The sequence below is a fragment of the Nitrospira sp. genome, assembly GCA_015709715.1.
GTDB lineage: Bacteria > Nitrospirota > Nitrospiria > Nitrospirales > Nitrospiraceae > Nitrospira_A.
Map to the genome: position 1 here is coordinate 1,734,356 of CP054184.1, position 16,789 is coordinate 1,751,144.

Annotated in this window: 14 protein-coding genes; 11 read left to right on the forward strand and 3 right to left on the reverse strand. The window is 62.1% G+C overall.

All coding sequences use genetic code 11. The features are described from left to right. Positions 1–27: 27 nt before the first annotated feature. From HRU82_08245 to HRU82_08255, 3 genes are all read right to left on the reverse strand, one after another. A complete protein-coding gene (locus HRU82_08245; protein ID QOJ34937.1) occupies positions 28–1,305 on the reverse strand; it encodes an exo-alpha-sialidase in 1,278 nt (425 codons plus the stop codon). A gap of 89 nt (positions 1,306–1,394) precedes the next feature. Continuing rightward, positions 1,395–1,700, reverse strand: coding sequence for a hypothetical protein (locus tag HRU82_08250; protein QOJ34938.1), 306 nt, complete (start codon positions 1,698–1,700; stop codon positions 1,395–1,397). A gap of 66 nt (positions 1,701–1,766) precedes the next feature. Next, positions 1,767–2,819: a tetratricopeptide repeat protein gene (locus tag HRU82_08255; protein QOJ34939.1), complete on the reverse strand. Its 1,053-nt coding sequence runs from the start codon at positions 2,817–2,819 to the stop codon at positions 1,767–1,769. 242 nt (positions 2,820–3,061) lie between these two features. Here HRU82_08255 and secA point away from each other — a divergent pair, with 242 nt between their 5' ends. The 11 genes from secA to HRU82_08310 all read left to right on the forward strand — a co-directional run bounded on the left by secA (position 3,062) and on the right by HRU82_08310 (position 16,781). Further along, positions 3,062–5,764 carry a preprotein translocase subunit SecA gene (secA, locus tag HRU82_08260; GenBank protein QOJ34940.1) on the forward strand — a complete coding sequence of 901 codons (2,703 nt, stop codon included), beginning with the start codon at positions 3,062–3,064 and terminating at the stop codon, positions 5,762–5,764. 184 nt (positions 5,765–5,948) lie between these two features. Beyond that, positions 5,949–7,118 carry an SAM-dependent methyltransferase gene (locus HRU82_08265; GenBank protein QOJ34941.1) on the forward strand — a complete coding sequence of 390 codons (1,170 nt, stop codon included), beginning with the start codon at positions 5,949–5,951 and terminating at the stop codon, positions 7,116–7,118. Between the two features lie 12 nt (positions 7,119–7,130). Then, complete coding sequence (gene ndhC, locus HRU82_08270) at positions 7,131–7,502, forward strand: NADH-quinone oxidoreductase subunit A (protein ID QOJ34942.1); 372 nt, start codon at positions 7,131–7,133, stop codon at positions 7,500–7,502. Positions 7,503–7,586: 84 nt separating this feature from the next. After that, entirely contained in the window at positions 7,587–8,066 is a 480-nt protein-coding gene (locus tag HRU82_08275) for an NADH-quinone oxidoreductase subunit B (protein QOJ34943.1), read from the forward strand. 27 nt (positions 8,067–8,093) lie between these two features. Next, on the forward strand, positions 8,094–9,845 hold the full coding sequence (gene nuoD, locus HRU82_08280; protein ID QOJ37152.1) for an NADH dehydrogenase (quinone) subunit D: 1,752 nt from the start codon (positions 8,094–8,096) through the stop codon (positions 9,843–9,845). A 123-nt stretch (positions 9,846–9,968) separates the two neighbouring features. Then, positions 9,969–10,505, forward strand: a complete 537-nt coding sequence (gene nuoE, locus HRU82_08285; GenBank protein QOJ34944.1) for an NADH-quinone oxidoreductase subunit NuoE — start codon at positions 9,969–9,971, stop codon at positions 10,503–10,505. A 10-nt stretch (positions 10,506–10,515) separates the two neighbouring features. Continuing rightward, complete coding sequence (nuoF, locus tag HRU82_08290; protein ID QOJ34945.1) at positions 10,516–11,823, forward strand: NADH-quinone oxidoreductase subunit NuoF; 1,308 nt, start codon at positions 10,516–10,518, stop codon at positions 11,821–11,823. Between the two features lie 20 nt (positions 11,824–11,843). Continuing rightward, positions 11,844–14,513, forward strand: a complete 2,670-nt coding sequence (gene nuoG / locus HRU82_08295) for an NADH-quinone oxidoreductase subunit NuoG (protein QOJ34946.1) — start codon at positions 11,844–11,846, stop codon at positions 14,511–14,513. Between the two features lie 24 nt (positions 14,514–14,537). Further along, complete coding sequence (nuoH, locus tag HRU82_08300; protein QOJ34947.1) at positions 14,538–15,605, forward strand: NADH-quinone oxidoreductase subunit NuoH; 1,068 nt, start codon at positions 14,538–14,540, stop codon at positions 15,603–15,605. Positions 15,606–15,614: 9 nt separating this feature from the next. Beyond that, positions 15,615–16,190 (forward strand): NADH-quinone oxidoreductase subunit NuoI, encoded by a 576-nt coding sequence (gene nuoI / locus HRU82_08305; GenBank protein QOJ34948.1) that lies wholly within the window; start codon positions 15,615–15,617, stop codon positions 16,188–16,190. Between the two features lie 81 nt (positions 16,191–16,271). Continuing rightward, a complete protein-coding gene (locus HRU82_08310; GenBank protein ID QOJ34949.1) occupies positions 16,272–16,781 on the forward strand; it encodes an NADH-quinone oxidoreductase subunit J in 510 nt (169 codons plus the stop codon). The last annotated feature ends 8 nt before the right edge of the window (positions 16,782–16,789 follow it).

Sequence of the window (16,789 nt, forward strand, 5' to 3'; positions counted from 1 at the left end):
TCCCGCGAGATACAGGCGCAGCCCCGCCTAGGGCGCCGCCGCGCCCCGCCATCGGCCCTGTTGCACTACGATTCTGTTATGGGGAAACGCATGTTCGGTCCAGCCGATTGCGACCTTCCCGTCCTCATGGAGGGCCACCACCGGATGTTCGGCCTTGGAGCCGCCGGTCAAGGTCTGCATCGGCGCGAAGGTCTCGCCCCGATCCGTCGAGACCCGCATCACCACTCGTTTACGCACCCCGGTGGCCTCTTCCCACACGGCCACCACCAGCCCGTCCCGCTGAACGGCCAGGTGCAGATTATCCGGCAGAGACGTTGCGGCCGTGTGCAACACAACCGGCTGGGAAAAGGTCGCACCCTGATCATCCGAATGGGAGACGAACAGGCGCGGCTGCTCATCCTTGCCTTCCGTGTACCATCCGACATAGAGACGCCCCTTGCCGTCGAAGGCGATCGATGGCCCTCGATGGGGACAGGCGTCGAACACCCAGCCATCCTGACTCACGAGGATGGGCGGCGAAAAGGTGCGCCCCTGGTCGGTCGACCGAGCGACCACGATATCCCGCACATTGCCTTCGAACGTCTTGCGCCAGGCGACCCATAACGATCCATCCGGCGCCTGGGCCAACATGGGGCGACAGCAAGGGCAGGCCATTCCGTCCACCACTAGATTCTTGTCCATCGTCGCACCGCCATCCCGGGAGCAGGCGAACAGGAGACCGGCACCGCTGCGGTCCTTGTTGCGACCGTCGAGCCAGGAGAGATATAGGTCGCCGTTCCGGCCGACCAACACATCCTCGAAGGTGTGCGAGATGGCCAGCCCGTCGTCGTTGACCTTCACCGGCGACTGAAACGTCGTCCCGCCGTCGGGCGACTTCGTCAATGTGAGGTCCGACGCGAAGAGGGCGCCGGGAGCCCGGTTGGCGACAGACCACGTGATATAGAGCGCTCGGTCGGACCCGATGGCAAAGCCCGGTGATTGGTGGATGGCCTCCGGCCCGCCGCCGACGGAACGGCTCTGGGCCGAACCGGCTGTCGATTCTCCGCTTGCGATGACCGCGGTCTTGACCTCTCCCGTCTGCCCCTTCTTTTCGACCCAGGTGGCATGGAGAACCCCGGCGGCGTCATACCGCAAGGCGGGCGGAGAAACCGTAGTGGTCGTTTCCACTATCTTGGTGGGCGGCGTGAGGACCAGGGCGGAGGGAGCCTCGTCGCCGGCCCGGACGGGAGCAACCACAAGGCCCAGCAGACAGAGACTACCGGTGACCTGCCGCATCGCCTGTCGATGAAATGACGTAAAGAACATGCGCCCTATCCTGCCGATGAAACGCCGAATGAAAGCGGACCACCCTACGCCGTCACGGGCGAGGGGGACCGACTCGGGAACGTTCAGGGTTAGGCGGAAACGGGCGGCGCGCGAGGCAGACTGGGAAGGGGCCGCGGCGTGAGGAAGATGCCGTCGGAGGATACGGGCACGTGGCCGACGACTTCGAATACCTGGGTCAGGTGGACGGGCGTGACGACGTGGACGCCGGCTGTCGCGCACATCCATGAGCAAATGCTCGAAGCATGCATGCCGGCCCCGTGGTGGGCGGCATGTTGCAACTCATGCGCGACCGCCCCGCCGGTCGTCGTGGCCAACAAGAGGACCACGGTCCCGACGAGCACCCACACGATCGTCTTGAACGATTCGTATCGCATAACAAACCAGAAGAAACCAGGTCGGTATGCTAACAAAACGCTTTGTGAACCGTCAACGCACGTTTCTCAAGGCCCTCCCCCGATGATTCGCTCCACCCGCTCGTCTCGTCCGCCGAGATCACGATACCGGCGATATTGGGCCAGGGCCTTGCCCATGTCCCGGCGTTGCAGCTCGTAAAACACGCCGAGATTGTAATGGGCTTCGGCGGAATTGGGCTTGAGCGCCACCGCCCGCTCGTGCTCCTTCTCCGCTTCGTCCAGACGATTGAGGCTCGTATAGACCATCCCCAAATTCAGGTGGGCTTCGGCATACTCCGGTCTGTACCGAATGACTTCCAGGAATTCGCGTTCAGCCTCGGCGAGCCGGCCTTGACTCCGGTAAACGAAGCCCAAGTTGTAATGGGCGTCCACGAAGTCCGGTCTCGCGGCGATTGCCTGCTGAAAGGACGCCGCTGCTGCATGGAGGTCGTTGCCACGCTCGGCCAGACGCCCTTGCAGGTACCAGGCATCGGCATGGCGGGGGTTGGCCTGGGTGAGATGCGCGAGTTGCTCGCGGGCCATCTTGATATCGCCTTGGCTGTCGTAGAGATTTGCCAGGTGATAGAGGGCCTCGGCATGGTCAGGACGGACACGCAGCAGAGACTGGTACATTTTCACCGCGTTCGGGAGGTCGCGCCGCTCCTCGTAGAGTCGAGCCAGGTCGAGATGCGCCTCTTCGTTCCCCGGCGCAAGATCGAGCACCTGGCGCAGGGCCTCTTCCGCCTCGGAGCCACGCCCCTGGGCCAGGTAGACATCGGCCAAGTCGTTGAACAATTCTCCGGAAGGCGGCCCCACCTTCAACGCCTGTTTGAAGGCTTTGATGGCTTCGTCGGGATTCCGTTTGCTCTGGAAATAGACCAGGCCCAGGACGTGATAGGCCTCCGCGAAGCGGGGATTTTGCGCCACGGCCTTCTTGAGCGCCTCGATGGCGGCATCGGCATCTCCCTCGCGGAAGAGCGCGACACCCTGTTCATAACTCCGTCTGGCCGAATCCGATGGAGGTGAGGAGGCAGCCGGCGCCGCTTGGGGACCACAGAGCGCCAACACCATGAAGAGCGAAAGGCTCGCCGCTCGTCGCATCCAAACCCGTGGTGGAGTGTGGAGATGATGAACGTCGCCGGCGGCGGCGACCTGTCCGCCCCACTATAGACGCCGAGGGAATCGAAAGCAACGACGGAGCCGCGCGAGCGGACCGAGACGGCCGCACAGTTGAGACCATCGCCGCGGTTTGGGTAGGATTCCCATATGAATTCCTGTATACTCCGCCGCCGAACGAGCGGCTGGCTTTCGAGCCCGGCTCGAAAGAATGAGGGTCTGCCTGCATGCTGACACAAGTCCTGAACATCATTTTCGGCAGCAAAAACGACCGCGAGATCAAGGCGTTGCGCCCCATCGTCGAGCGTATCAACGGATTGGAGTCCAGCCTCACGCCGCTCTCCGACCAGGTCCTGGCCGAGAAGACCACGGAATTCAAGAAACGGCTCGAAGACGGGGCCACCCTGGACGATATCCTGCCGGAGGCCTTCGCCGTCTGCCGGGAGATGTCTCGGCGCCGGTTGAACATGCGGCACTTCGACGTGCAGCTCATCGGCGGCATGATCCTCCATAAGGGCCGCATCGCCGAAATGAAGACCGGTGAAGGCAAGACGCTGGTCGCGACCCTTCCCCTCTACCTCAACGCGCTGGAGGGCAAGGGCGCCCACCTCATCACCGTCAACGACTATCTGGCCAAGCGCGATGCGCAATGGATGGCGCAGCTCTACAGCGCCCTAGGGCTCTCGGTCGGCATCATCCAACATGATGCCTCTTTTTTGTACGATTCGACCTACGATGCGGCGGACAAACGGCTCCAGCATCTGCGGCCCTGCTCCCGGCAGGAGGCCTACCGCGCCGACATCACCTACGGCACCAATAACGAATACGGATTCGACTATCTCCGTGACAACCTCATCGTCAGCGACCTGAGTCAATGTGTACAACGCCAGCTGCACTTCGCCATCGTCGACGAGGTCGACAGCATTTTGATCGACGAAGCGCGGACTCCCTTGATCATCTCCGGTCCGACCGACCAGACCACGGACCTCTATTACCGCGTCAACGCGATCATTCCGCAGCTCAAGCCCGAGCAGGACTACACGATCGAGGAAAAGACCAAGACCGCCACGCTGACGGAAGACGGCAACGTGCGGGTTGAAAAACTGTTGGGCGTTGACAACCTTTACGACTTGCAGCACATGGATCTCGTTCACCACGTCGTAAAGGCGCTGCAGGCCCATGCCCTCTACAAGCGGGACGTGGACTACGTCGTGAAAGAGGGCGAGGTCATCATTGTCGACGAATTTACCGGCCGCCTCATGCCGGGCCGACGCTGGAGCGACGGCTTGCACCAGGCCGTGGAGGCGAAGGAGGGCGTGAAGATCGCCAACGAAAATCAAACGCTGGCGTCCGTCACCTTTCAGAACTATTTCCGCATGTATAAGAAACTCGCCGGCATGACCGGCACCGCCGACACCGAAGCGGGCGAGTTTGCCAAGATTTACAACCTCGACGTCAACGTCGTCCCGACCAACCGCACGATGATCCGCAAGGACTACGCCGATGTCGTCTTCCGGACGGAAAAGGAAAAGTTCAACGCCATCGTCGAAGAGATCAAGGAATGCCACGAACGCGGACAGCCGGTGCTGGTCGGCACCATCTCCATCGAAAAATCCGAACGGCTGTCGGGACACCTGAGCCGCAACGGCATCAAGCACAACGTCCTGAACGCCAAGTTCCATGAAAAGGAAGCCGAGATCGTCGCCCAAGCCGGGCGAAAAGGCGCCGTGACCATCGCCACCAACATGGCCGGCCGCGGCACGGACATTCTGCTGGGCGGCAACGCCGACTTCCTGTTCAAGCGGGTGCTCTATCAGGATGAAACCATCCCGGAAGAGAAGAAGCTGGCCGCCTTCGAGCAGATCAAGGCCGACTGCGAAAAGGACAAGCAGGAAGTCGTCGCGCTGGGGGGACTACACATCCTCGGCACGGAGCGGCACGAGAGCCGCCGTATCGACAACCAGCTCCGAGGCCGCGCCGGTCGCCAAGGCGATCCGGGCTCCTCGCGCTTCTACCTGTCGCTCGAAGACGATTTGATGCGCATCTTCGCCTCCGAGCGCGTCTCCCAATTGATGCTCAAGTTGGGAATGGAAGAGGGCGTGCCGATCGAACACGGCATGGTCACCCGCGCCATCGCCAACGCCCAGAAGAAGGTCGAGGCGCATAACTTCGAAATCCGCAAACAGCTGCTCGAATACGACGATGTGATGAACAAGCAGCGGGAAGTGATCTACCAGCATCGGCGCGCCGTGCTGGCCGGCGAACACATCCAGCAGGACATCTACGACATGATGAAGGATGTCGCCCACGCCTTCGTCGACACCTATTGCCCCGCCGACCAGTATCCGGAAGAGTGGGACTACGCCGGGCTCGGCGAGGCGCTGCAAGGCCAGTTCGCGCTGGACATCGCCCAGGGCCGCGGGACCGTGGCCGAACACTTCAAGGACGTCGGACGCGACGCCATCATCGAAGAGATCCTCACCCACGTACACCGGGCCTACGAGATCAAAGAGCAGGAACTCGGACCGGAGCTGATGCGGTATCTGGAAAAGATGCTGCTGCTCCAGGTGATCGACCACCATTGGAAGGATCACCTGCTCGGCATGGACCACCTGCGCGACGGGATCGGCCTGCGCGGCTACGGGCAAAAGGATCCGCTCATCGAGTACAAGCGCGAAGGCTTCGACATGTTCTCCACCATGATGGACCGGATCAAGTCGGACGTCTTGGAGCGGCTGTTCCGTGTCCAAGCGGTGCGTGGCGAACAACCCCCGCCGCCGCCGGAACCCATTCCGCCTCCCCAACTGGTGCTGAACCGCAGCGACGAACCGGCCCCGCAACAGGCCCAGCGCCAGACCGACAAGGTCGGACGCAACGATCCTTGCCCCTGCGGCAGCGGCAAAAAATACAAGAAGTGCCACGGAAGCTGAGCGGAAGAGGACAGCTCCCGTCACTCACCGTTTCTTCATGCCGTATGGGGTCTTTTCGCCTTGACTTGCCGCCGAGCCAGCGGCTAATCTAACCCCCTCTTTTCCCTAAAGAATCCGGTAGCAGAGCCATTGCCTACGACAACCTGCGTAGCCCGGCTCCACTACCGACAAGGGTGGTGTCACTTTGAGCGGCGGACATCCACAACTCGTGGCGGACATCAAGGCCGAGATCGCGGACGAAGGCGCGATTTCCTTTGCCCGTTTCATGGAGTTGGCCCTGTACCATCCGCAATATGGCTATTACGTGCGCCCCGCCGACGATCCCGAACAGGAACGGATCGGCTGGTCGGGTGACTTCTATACCAGTTCCGACGTTCATCCGCTGATCGGCCAGGCTCTGGCCACCCAAGCCCTGCAACTGGATGCGATCCTGGGGCACCCCGATCCCTTCACTGTGGTGGAAATGGGACCGGGAAAGGGCCTGCTGGCGCGCGACTTTCTCAAGGCGGCCTGCCGAACCCCGTTGGGGGAGCGGCTGCGGTATCTGCTGATCGAACGAAGCGCCGCCATGCGCGCGGCCCAGCAGCACAGCCTGGCGCCCTGGATCGGGCAGGCAGGATGCGTGACTTGGATCGATCGGTTGGCCGACCTTCCCCCGGAAAGCGTGACCGGGCTGTTCTTCTCCAACGAACTCGTGGATGCGTTCCCCACACACCGCATCGCCGTGATGGACGGCATTCCGCAAGAAGTCTGCGTTGAGGTACGCGAAGGGCGATTCTGTGAAGTCTACCGACCGCTGTCCCCCGAACTGACGGCCTATTTGCGCGAGGCCGACCTCACGCTCCCCGACGGCTACCGCACCGAAATCAACCTCGACGCGCCCAAGTGGATGCAGCAGGTCGCGCAGGCCATGGCGCGGGGTCTGGTCATCACGATCGATTATGGCCATACGGCCGATGATCTCTACGGACCGGAGCGCAGGAACGGGACCTTTCTCTGTTACTACCATCAGACCGCTTCGGAAGATGCCTACCAGCGCATCGGTGAACAGGACATGACGGCCCACGTCGACTTTACGGCGCTGGCCCGTGTCGGGCAACGGAACGGACTGGAGGTCACGGGCTATACGAACCAGATGAGTTTCCTGATCGGCCTGGGTGCGGAGCAGATCCTGGAGTCACTGCCGCCGGAGTCGCCGGAGTTTTATGCCGCCATTCACCTGTTGCGGCCGGAAGGCATGGGCCGAACGTTCAAAGTGCTGGTCCAGCACAAGGGCATGGACAAGCCGGACCTGGACGGCCTCAAGTACCAACCCTTCTTCGGATCGGTCTTGGCGGCCAAATCGGCCGCGTAAGCAGGGAGCCCCATGGGGAGTGAAGCAGCACCGCTGAATTACATTCCGATCCTGATCTTCATCGTGATCGCGTTTGCGTTCGGCGCGGTGCAGTTGCTGGTCGGACGCATCGTCCGCCCGAGCCGCCCTTACCGAGCCAAGCTCGCGCCCTACGAGAGCGGCAGCCCGCTGTTTTCAGATGCGCGCGTCCAGTTTCCCATCCGCTATTACATCATCGCGATGTTGTTCGTGATCTTCGATATCGAGATCGTCTTCATGTTTCCCTGGGCGGTGGCCTTCAAGAAGCTAGGGTTGGTGGGGCTGATCGAAATGGCCCTGTTCATCGCGATCCTGGTGGTTGGCTTCTGGTATGCGTGGAAGAAGGGGGCGTTGGAATGGGATTGAGTGGGTCCCTTTCGTGCGGGCGGATGGGCGCCCTGGTCGATGCCGCCCAATCAATCCCGTCCCAGATGTGGGGGTAAACGGAAGATGAGCTTTTTAGAGCGACAGCTGGATGCGAACGTGCTGACGACGAACCTGGACGCGTTCGTGTCCTGGGCCAGGAAGTCGTCGCTGTGGCCCATGACCTTCGGCTTGGCCTGTTGCGCCATCGAAATGATCGCCAGCGTGTCGTCGCGCTACGACATCGACCGTTTCGGCGCCGGCGTCTTCCGCGCCTCCCCGCGCCAATCCGATCTGATGATCGTGGCCGGCACGGTCACGCGCAAGATGGCCCCGGTCATCCGCCGCATTTATGACCAGATGGCAGAGCCGCGGTACGTGATCTCCATGGGATCCTGCGCCACCTCGGGCAACCACTACAACAGTTATGCGGTCGTGCAGGGTGTGGACCAGATCGTCCCGGTCGATGTGTACATTCCCGGCTGTCCCCCACGCCCCGAGGCGTTGTTGGACGGCTTGCTGAAATTGCAGGAAAAAATTCAACGCGAGAAGGTATTCGTGCGCTAGTCCGTTCCAGGCTCTTCGATGAGTGCGATGCAACCGTTGCTCCAACGACTGATGACGGAATTTCCCGACGCGATTCGCGCCGTGGAGGCCGATACGGCCAGGAACGAAGTGACCGCTCGCGTGGCGGCCTCGCGCATCGTCGATGTGGCGCGCTGGCTGCACGATACGCCGGAGGCCGCGTTCGACCACATCACCGACATCTGCTCCGTGGATTACCCGGACGACCCGGAACGGTTCGAGGTGGTCTATCAACTACTCTCGTTGCCGCACCGTCGCCGCATCCGGTTGAAGGCCCGCGTCACCGAGGACAAGCCGGAAATCGCTTCCGTCACCGGCATCTGGAAGGGCGCCGAGTTCATGGAGCGGGAGGTCTACGACTTGATGGGGATTACCTTCGTGGGCCACCCCGACCTGCGCCGCATCCTCTTGCCCGACGACTACGAAGAGGGCCATCCGCTGCGGAAGGATTTCCCCGCCGAAGGGCGCGGCTGGCGCAGCTCATTTCCATTCATTCCACGGCTGGACGAAGCCCCGATGGAACAGACGGAAGGCGAGTTCACCGAACAGGAAAAACAAACCTTCCTCGCCACCGAGCCTCAAACACCGAATCGACGGCGCGAGGAGCTGCTGTTGAACATGGGCCCCCAACATCCCAGTACCCACGGCGTGCTGCGGGTGGTGCTCGAACTGGACGGCGAACGCATCGTGAAGGCCACGCCGGACTTGGGCTACCTACATCGCGGCGTCGAAAAGCTCGCCGAGGGCCTCCATTACATGCAAGTGATTCCGCATACCGACCGGCTGGATTACGTCTGCGCCATGGCGAACAACTATGCCTATGTGCGCGCGGTGGAGAAGCTGCTGGCCATCAGCGTACCGGAACGGGCGGAGTACATCCGCACGATCGTGGCGGAGATGCAGCGCATCATCGGCCACCTGTTCTGGCTGGGAACGCAGGCCCTGGACATCGGCGCGATGACGGTCTTCTTCTGGACCTTCCGCGAGCGCGAAGTGTTGCTGGACATGTTCGAGAAGTTGTGCGGAGCACGCCTCACGCTGAACTACTACCGCATCGGCGGCGTGGACAGCGACTTTACGCCCGACCTGGCCGCGAAGCTCAAGGCGTTTTTGAAGACCTTTCCCGACAAGGTCAGCGAATACGACCAACTGTTGCTCTCGAACCGCATCTGGGTGGGCCGCACGAAGAACATCGCGGTCATCTCGGCGGAAGATGCCATCAACTTCGGCCTGACCGGTCCGACGCTGCGGGGCTCCGGCGTGGATTACGACATCCGCAAGTACGAACCCTACGGCGTCTACGACAAGGTCGACTGGGAAGTGCCGGTGGGCAAGCAAGGCGACACCTACGATCGGTACTGGGTGCGGATGGAGGAAATGCGGCAGAGCGCCCGGATCATCTCGCAATGCCTCGACCAGATGCCCGAAGGGGCGATTATGGCCGATGTCCCCCAGGTCATCCCTCCGCCTAAGGCCAAGGTCATGCGGGACATGGAGAGTCTGATCCACCACTTCATTATTTTCACGCAGGGCTTCAAGCCGCCGAAGGCCGAAACCTACTGTGGAACGGAAGCGCCGAAGGGCGAGCTCGGCTTCTTCATCGTCAGCGACGGGAGTCCCCGTCCCTATCGATTGAAGATTCGCGCGCCGTCGTTCATCCACATGGGCGCCTTCGACCACATGGCGCGGGGCTACCTGATTTCGGACATCATCACGATCTTCGGAACCTACGACATCGTGATGGGAGAATGTGATCGGTGAGTCGATGAGCCGTTTACTTCCTGTGCTCGCGCAACGCGCGGTCTCAGAAGACCCTCGTTGGACGCGCGCAGGCGGAAGCACCCGGCTCACGCCTCACCGGAGCTGAAGCGTGGAGTGAGAGAGATGTTGAAGGAAAAATATCAGGCGGAAATTGATGAGATTCTCTCCCGCTATCCGGTGAAGCGGTCGGCGTTGCTGCCGTTGCTCTACCTCGCGCAGCGCGAGCTGGGCTACATCACCGAGGCGGCCATGCAGGAAATCGCCGCCATCTTGAAGCTGACACCGCCGCAAGTGTATGAAACGGCCACCTTCTACACGATGCTCAACTTGAAACCGGTGGGCAAGTTTCACATTCAGGTCTGCAAGTCCCTGATGTGCGCGCTGGTCGGCTCGGATACGGTCATCGGGTGGATCGGCAAGAAACTCGGCATCAAGCCGGGAGAGACGACGCAGGACAAACTCTTCACGCTGAGCGCGGTGGAATGTTTGGCCGCCTGCGGGACCGGCCCCATGATGCAGATCAACGACGACTATTACGAGCGGTTGACCGAGGAAAAGGTCGATCGCATTCTGGCCGACTTGCGGCAGACCGGCAGCTGCACATTGAAGACCGGTCCCTTTATGTGGCCGGAACCGGCTGGAACCCAAAGCCAAGGGTAATCGCGACACTATGCCGACGTACGAACCGATCCTGCTGAAAAACATGTTGCAGCCCGGGTACCGCGGATCGCTCGCGGACTATGAACGGGTGGGCGGCTATCAGGCGCTGCGCAAGGTGCTGGGCAAGGTCAGCCCCGCGGACGTGACCGCAGTGGTGATGAAGTCGGGCTTGCGCGGACGCGGCGGCGCCGGATTCCCGACCGGCGTGAAATGGGGCTTCTTGCCCAAGGATTACCAAGGGCCGCGTTATCTCTGTTGCAACGCCGACGAAAGCGAGCCGGGTACCTTCAAGGATCGGCAGCTGATCGAGCGGGATCCCCACCAACTCATCGAAGGTATCCTGATCGCCTGTTACGCCATTGGCGCAGCCAGTTCCTACATTTACATCCGGGGCGAATTCGTCCTGGGGGCGAAGATCCTCGAACAGGCGATCGCGGAGGCGCGGGCGGCTGGGTATGTCGGCAAGAACATCCTCGGTACCGGCACCTCCGTCGACGTGTGGGTCCACCGCGGGGCCGGCGCCTACATCTGCGGCGAGGAAACGGCGTTGCTGGAATCGCTCGAAGGGAAACGCGGCCTCCCGCGCGTGAAGCCGCCCTTTCCGGCGACACACGGCCTCTACAACAAGCCGACCGTCGTCAACAACGTCGAGACGCTCGCCAACCTGCCGCACATCCTGATGCGCGGAGCCGAATGGTTCGCCTCCATCGGCTCGCCGCCCAAGAGCACCGGCACCCGGGTGTTTTGTGTGAGCGGCCACGTGGCGCGCCCCGGCAACTACGAAGTCCCGATGGGGATCACGTTCCGTGAGTTGATTTACGAGCACGCCGGCGGCATGCGGGGCCAAAAGGCTCTCAAGGCGTTCATTCCAGGCGGCGCCTCTGCGCCGTTCCTGACGCCCGAGCATCTGGACGTGAAGATGGACTTCGAGTCCGTCGCCCAAGCCGGATCCATGTTGGGATCTGGCGGCGTGACGGTCATGGAAGAGGGCACGGACATGGTGTGGGCCGCCCTCCGGCTGATGGAGTTTTTCTATCACGAGTCTTGCGGCAAGTGCAGTCCCTGCCGAGAGGGCAGTTCCTGGCTGGTCCAAACGATGCGCCGGATCGTCAACAGGCGCGGCCGCATGGCCGACCTCGAAACGTTGACCGACCTGTGCAACCACATCGCCGGACGCACGGTCTGCGCCTTCGGGGACGCGGAGGTCTCGCCGATCTTGAGCACGTTGAAACATTGGCGACATGAATACGTTACCTATATCCACGCCGCGGAGGCCGCAAACTTGATTCGGCCGGAACCGGTCGGCACGAAACAGTAGGGCCTCGAACCGGTCACATTATGCCCGATTCCAAACCAGACACTGTCCGCCTGACCATCGACGGCACCACGATCGCGGTCCCCAAGGGAACGCTCGTGATCGAAGCGGCGCGCCGCGTGGGCGTGATGATTCCGCATTTCTGTTACCACCCCAAGCTAAAGCCGGACGCCAATTGCCGGATGTGCCTGGTCGAGGTCGAGAAGATGCCGAAGCTGCAGACCGCCTGCAGCACGCCGGTCGCCGAAGGCATGGTCGTCCGCACTGCCACCACGGTGGTGGATGACGCCCACAAGTCGGTGCTGGAATTCATCCTGGCCAACCACCCGCTCGATTGTCCGGTGTGCGACCAAGGCGGTCGCTGCGACCTGCAGGACTTCTCGCACCAATACACGCCCACGACCAGCCGCTTCATCGAGACCAAACGGATTTTCCAAAAAGAATACTTCAGCCCCGTCATCGAAACGCAGATGAACCGCTGCGTGCAATGCCTGCGTTGCGTCCGGTACTGCGACGAGGTGATGGATGTGAAGGCCCTGGCCCCGGTCGGCCGCGGCACCATGACCGAAATCAAACATTTCGGCCCTCACGAGCTCGATTGCGAGTTCTGCGGCGGCTGCGTGCAGATCTGTCCGGTCGGCGCCATCACCAGCCGGCTGTCGATGTATGAATATCGCCCCTGGATGCTCAAGCGGGCCGACACCATCTGCACCTACTGCGGCGACGGCTGCCGTATCACCGTGCAGACGAAGGACAACCAGCTCATCGAGGTAAATTCCTCCCATGGCGCCGGCCGGAACAACGGCGACCTCTGCGCCAGAGGGTTCTTCGGGTACCACGCAACCAGCCATCCGGATCGGCTCCAACACCCCCTAATCCGTCGGGATGGAACGTTGGTCGAAGCGACCTGGGAAGAGGCCCTCGAATACGTGGCCGAACAGGCCACCCGCTTGAAGCTCGCGCATGGGGCCGACGCCTTCGGCGGGCTCATCACCTCCCGCTGTACCAACGAAGACCTCTACGTCTTCCAAAAGTTCATGCGGCTGGTGATCGGCACCAACCACATCGACAGCGGCGCGCGCTACGGCCACCTCCACGGCATCCAGGCCTTGCGTCGAGTCCAGGGCACCCACCGCTGGACGGTCGCCTTCGAGGACATCATCTCCGCCGACACGCTCCTCCTGGTCGGCACGAACGTCACGGAAACGAGTCCGATCACCGGACTCAAGGTCAAGGAAGCGGTCAAGAAACGGCAGGCCACCTTGGTCACGATCGAGACCCTCCAGCCCGCAGTGGATACCCTGAGCAACATCGTGAATCTGGCCACGCATCACTTCCCCACGCATCCGACGCAGTTCGGCAACCAGGTGCTCGGCCTGACCAAGGCCCTGCTCGAACAGAACCTCGTCGAGCCGACCTTCGCGCAGCACGCGCCGGAGTTCCTCCAGAAGATCACGGCGGCGCTGCAGAACGTTGCCTGGGAAACCCTGGAGGCAGCGACAGGGCAGACGAAGACCCACTGGAGCGAGGCGGCACGGGCCTTGGCGTCAGCCAAACGGCTGGTCGTCCTGGTCGGTCCCGGCGTGTTGCGCCATCCCGGCGCGCAGGGCACAGTCACCAATCTGTTGGACCTGTTGCTGCTGCTCGGCAAACTCGTGACACCGGGGTGCGGCGTCGCGCCGTTGGCCGAAGAGAACAACGACCAGGGCGCGGTGGAAATGGGCGCGGTGGCGGAATTCATCCCGGGCCCTGCTCCGGCCGGTGACCAGGCGGCGCGGGACCGTGTGGCTTCATTGTGGCGCGAGGACCTGCCTCGCACGCCGGGAGCCTCCTTGCTGCCCATGTTGGCCTCCGCAGACAAGGGCACCTTGAAGGCCCTGTTCGTGGTCGGAGAAAACCCGGTGGGCACGTTGCCCGCCGCAGCCAAGGCCAAGGAAGCCCTCGCCAAATTGGATCTCGTGGTCTGCCAGGAACTGTTCCTCACCGAAACCGCGGCCATGGCCCACGTGGTCCTGCCCGCCTGCTCGTACTTGGAAAAGAACGGCACCTTCACGAACTCAGAAGGGCATGTCCAAACCGTGCGCCAAGCCATCGACCCGGTGGGAGAAAGCCGCCCGGATTGGGAAATGTTCTCCGCCCTCTCGGTCCTCATGGGGACGCCCCTTGAATATGGAGACGCCCGGGAAATCCTGAAGGAGATTCGGAACGTCATTCCGGGATACGCGCTCTTGGGACCGACTCCGACCTCTCCCAAGGTGGACCAGGTCCAGTTGCAGCGCTACCTGGCCGAGGGCTTCGCGCCGGATGTCGCCGCGCGGTATACCACGGCTCCGGCCCCGCCTGCGGGACAGGATGCCTTCACGCTGTTGTTCGTCCAGACGCTGTTCCACTCGGGGAAGCTCTCGACCCGTTCCAAAGGCCTGCTCCAACTGCAGCAGGAGGGTTTCCTGTCGATCAACCCGGCCGATGCCGCTCGCTTGGGCTTGGCCGACGGCGGACAGGTGCGGGTCTCGAACGAGCGCGGCTCGTTCACCACCACGGTGAAGCTGCGTGAGCGGGTGCCGGCCGGCGTCGTCTGGTTCCCGGAACATTTTGACGGCGAGGCCAAGCAGCTTGCCGATTGGACGATTGATCCTCAGACACAAATCCCCTATTTTAAGCGCGCGCAGGTGTCCCTCGCGAGGGTCTCGTAGGACGGGACGAGGAGTATGGCTGTTATGGAAATCGGATTGCGACTGGCAGTGTCGTTAGCTCAAATCGCCGCGGTCATGGGCGTGGTGATGTTGACCGTGATGGTCCTCACACTCGCCGAGCGCAAGGTCCTCGGCTGGATGCAGGACCGCATGGGCCCCATGGAAGTCGGCCCCTACGGCGTGCTGCAACCGATCGCCGATGGCTTGAAGCTCTTCTTCAAGGAAGACATCGTCCCGGCGGGCGCCAACAAATTCTTGTTCAGCCTCGCCCCGATCCTGGCGCTGGTCCCGGCCATGATCGGGTTTGCGGTCATTCCGTTCGGGCCGAGCCACACGGTCGAACTGTTCGGTCTGCAGATCAAGCCCTTCATCATCAGCGACATCAATATCGGCATCCTCTACATCCTGGCCTTCGCCTCCATCGGCGCCTATGGGATCATCCTGGGCGGCTGGGCTTCCAACAGCAAGTATTCGCTGTTGGGCGGCCTCCGGTCCGCGGCGCAGGTCATCAGTTACGAATTGAACGTCGGCCTGGCGATCGTGGGCGTCATCCTCCTGTCCGGCTCCTTGAGCCTGGTGAAAATCACCGAAGCACAAGCCGGAGGGTTCTGGAATTGGTACGTGCTGGCCCTGCCGTTTCCGCAGATCTTCGCCTTCGTGGTGTATGTGATTTCTTCGGTGGCGGAAACCAACCGCGTCCCGTTCGACTTGCCGGAAGCGGAGAGCGAACTCGTGGCCGGCTTCTTCACCGAATACAGCGGCATGCGGTTCGCGTTCTTCTTCATCGCCGAATACGCGAACATGATTCTGGTGTCTTGCGTCGCGGCGGCGCTCTTCCTCGGGGGCTGGAATGCGCCCTACCCCGGCACCCTCCTGGGGCACCTGGGGCTGGAGAGCATCGCCTGGGTGGAAAACGTCGTCTGGTTCGCCGCCAAGGTCTACTTCTTCCTGTTCCTGTTTTTCTGGCTGCGGGCGACCTTGCCGCGCCTGCGGTATGACCAACTCATGCGGTTCGGCTGGAAGGTTATGCTGCCGATCGCGCTAGGCAACATTGTGCTGACCTCGATTGCGGCCTACATCTTCCCGCGGTAAGGGAGCGGCATGAACGGAGCGCTGTCCACAGGGGCCGGGCGAAAACTCTCCTTCAGCGACTGGCTGAAGACGTTGACCTTCTACGAACTCCTCGTGGGGATGAAGGCCACGTTGAAACATTTGCTGAACTACAAGCCGATCACCCTGCAATACCCCCATGAGAAGCGTCTGCTGCCCGACAACTACCGCGGCATGTTGTCCCTGCTGCGGTACGACGACGGCACCGAAAAGTGTGTGGGCTGCGACCTCTGCGAGGCCGCCTGTCCGTCGCGGGTCATCCGGGTCGTGAGCGCCGAGGTGCCGGGCGAACCGACCAAGCGGTATTCCAAGGAATACTATATGGACATGACGCGGTGCCTCTTCTGCGGGCTCTGCGTCGATGCCTGCCCCGTGGATGCGCTGGCCATGACCAGGGAATTCGAGTGGTCCGTCTACGACAAGCGCCAGCTACACCTGAACAAGCAGCAACTGCTCGCCATCGGCGACCGCGCCTTTCCCGTCAAGGAAAAGCGCATCGAGCTGCAACACCCGAACGTGGCGTTTTTCAACGTCACCTTCAAGCATCTTCCGCAAAAGGAGCACTGACCGGGTGTCGGCCAACTCTTGCGGCATCCCGGGAGGCCGGACGATGGAACGGTGCGCCCGTTCCTGATCGATCGACGGACTATGGACCAGCTTTTCTTTTTCTACTTCGCCGGCATCATCGCAGCGACCTCGCTGCTGGTGGTGGCGTTACGCAACCCCGTCTACAGCGCGCTGGCCCTGTTGATCATGTTTTTCCATGTCGCCGGGCTTTACGTGACGCTGCATGCGGAGTTTCTCGCCGCGGTCCAGATCATCGTCTACGCAGGCGCCATCCTGGTGCTGTACCTGTTCGTCGTCATGTTGCTGAACGTGAAGCGGGAGGAGCGCTACCACAACCAGCTGCCGGTCGCCGGCCTGCTGGGGGTCATGCTGTTCTCCGAGGTGCTGCTGCTGCTCATCCAATCCCGCACGGCCGCCTCGACCACGGCCGCCGCGGATGCCGCCGAGACGGCGGGCAATACGGAAACGCTCGGCGAGGTCCTCTATTCGACCTATTTGTTTCCCTTCGAAGTGGCGTCCTTGATTTTGCTCGTCGCGATGATCGGCGCGATCATCCTGGCGAAGAAAGACATCTTTGAACGGGCCGATTAACCGGCGGT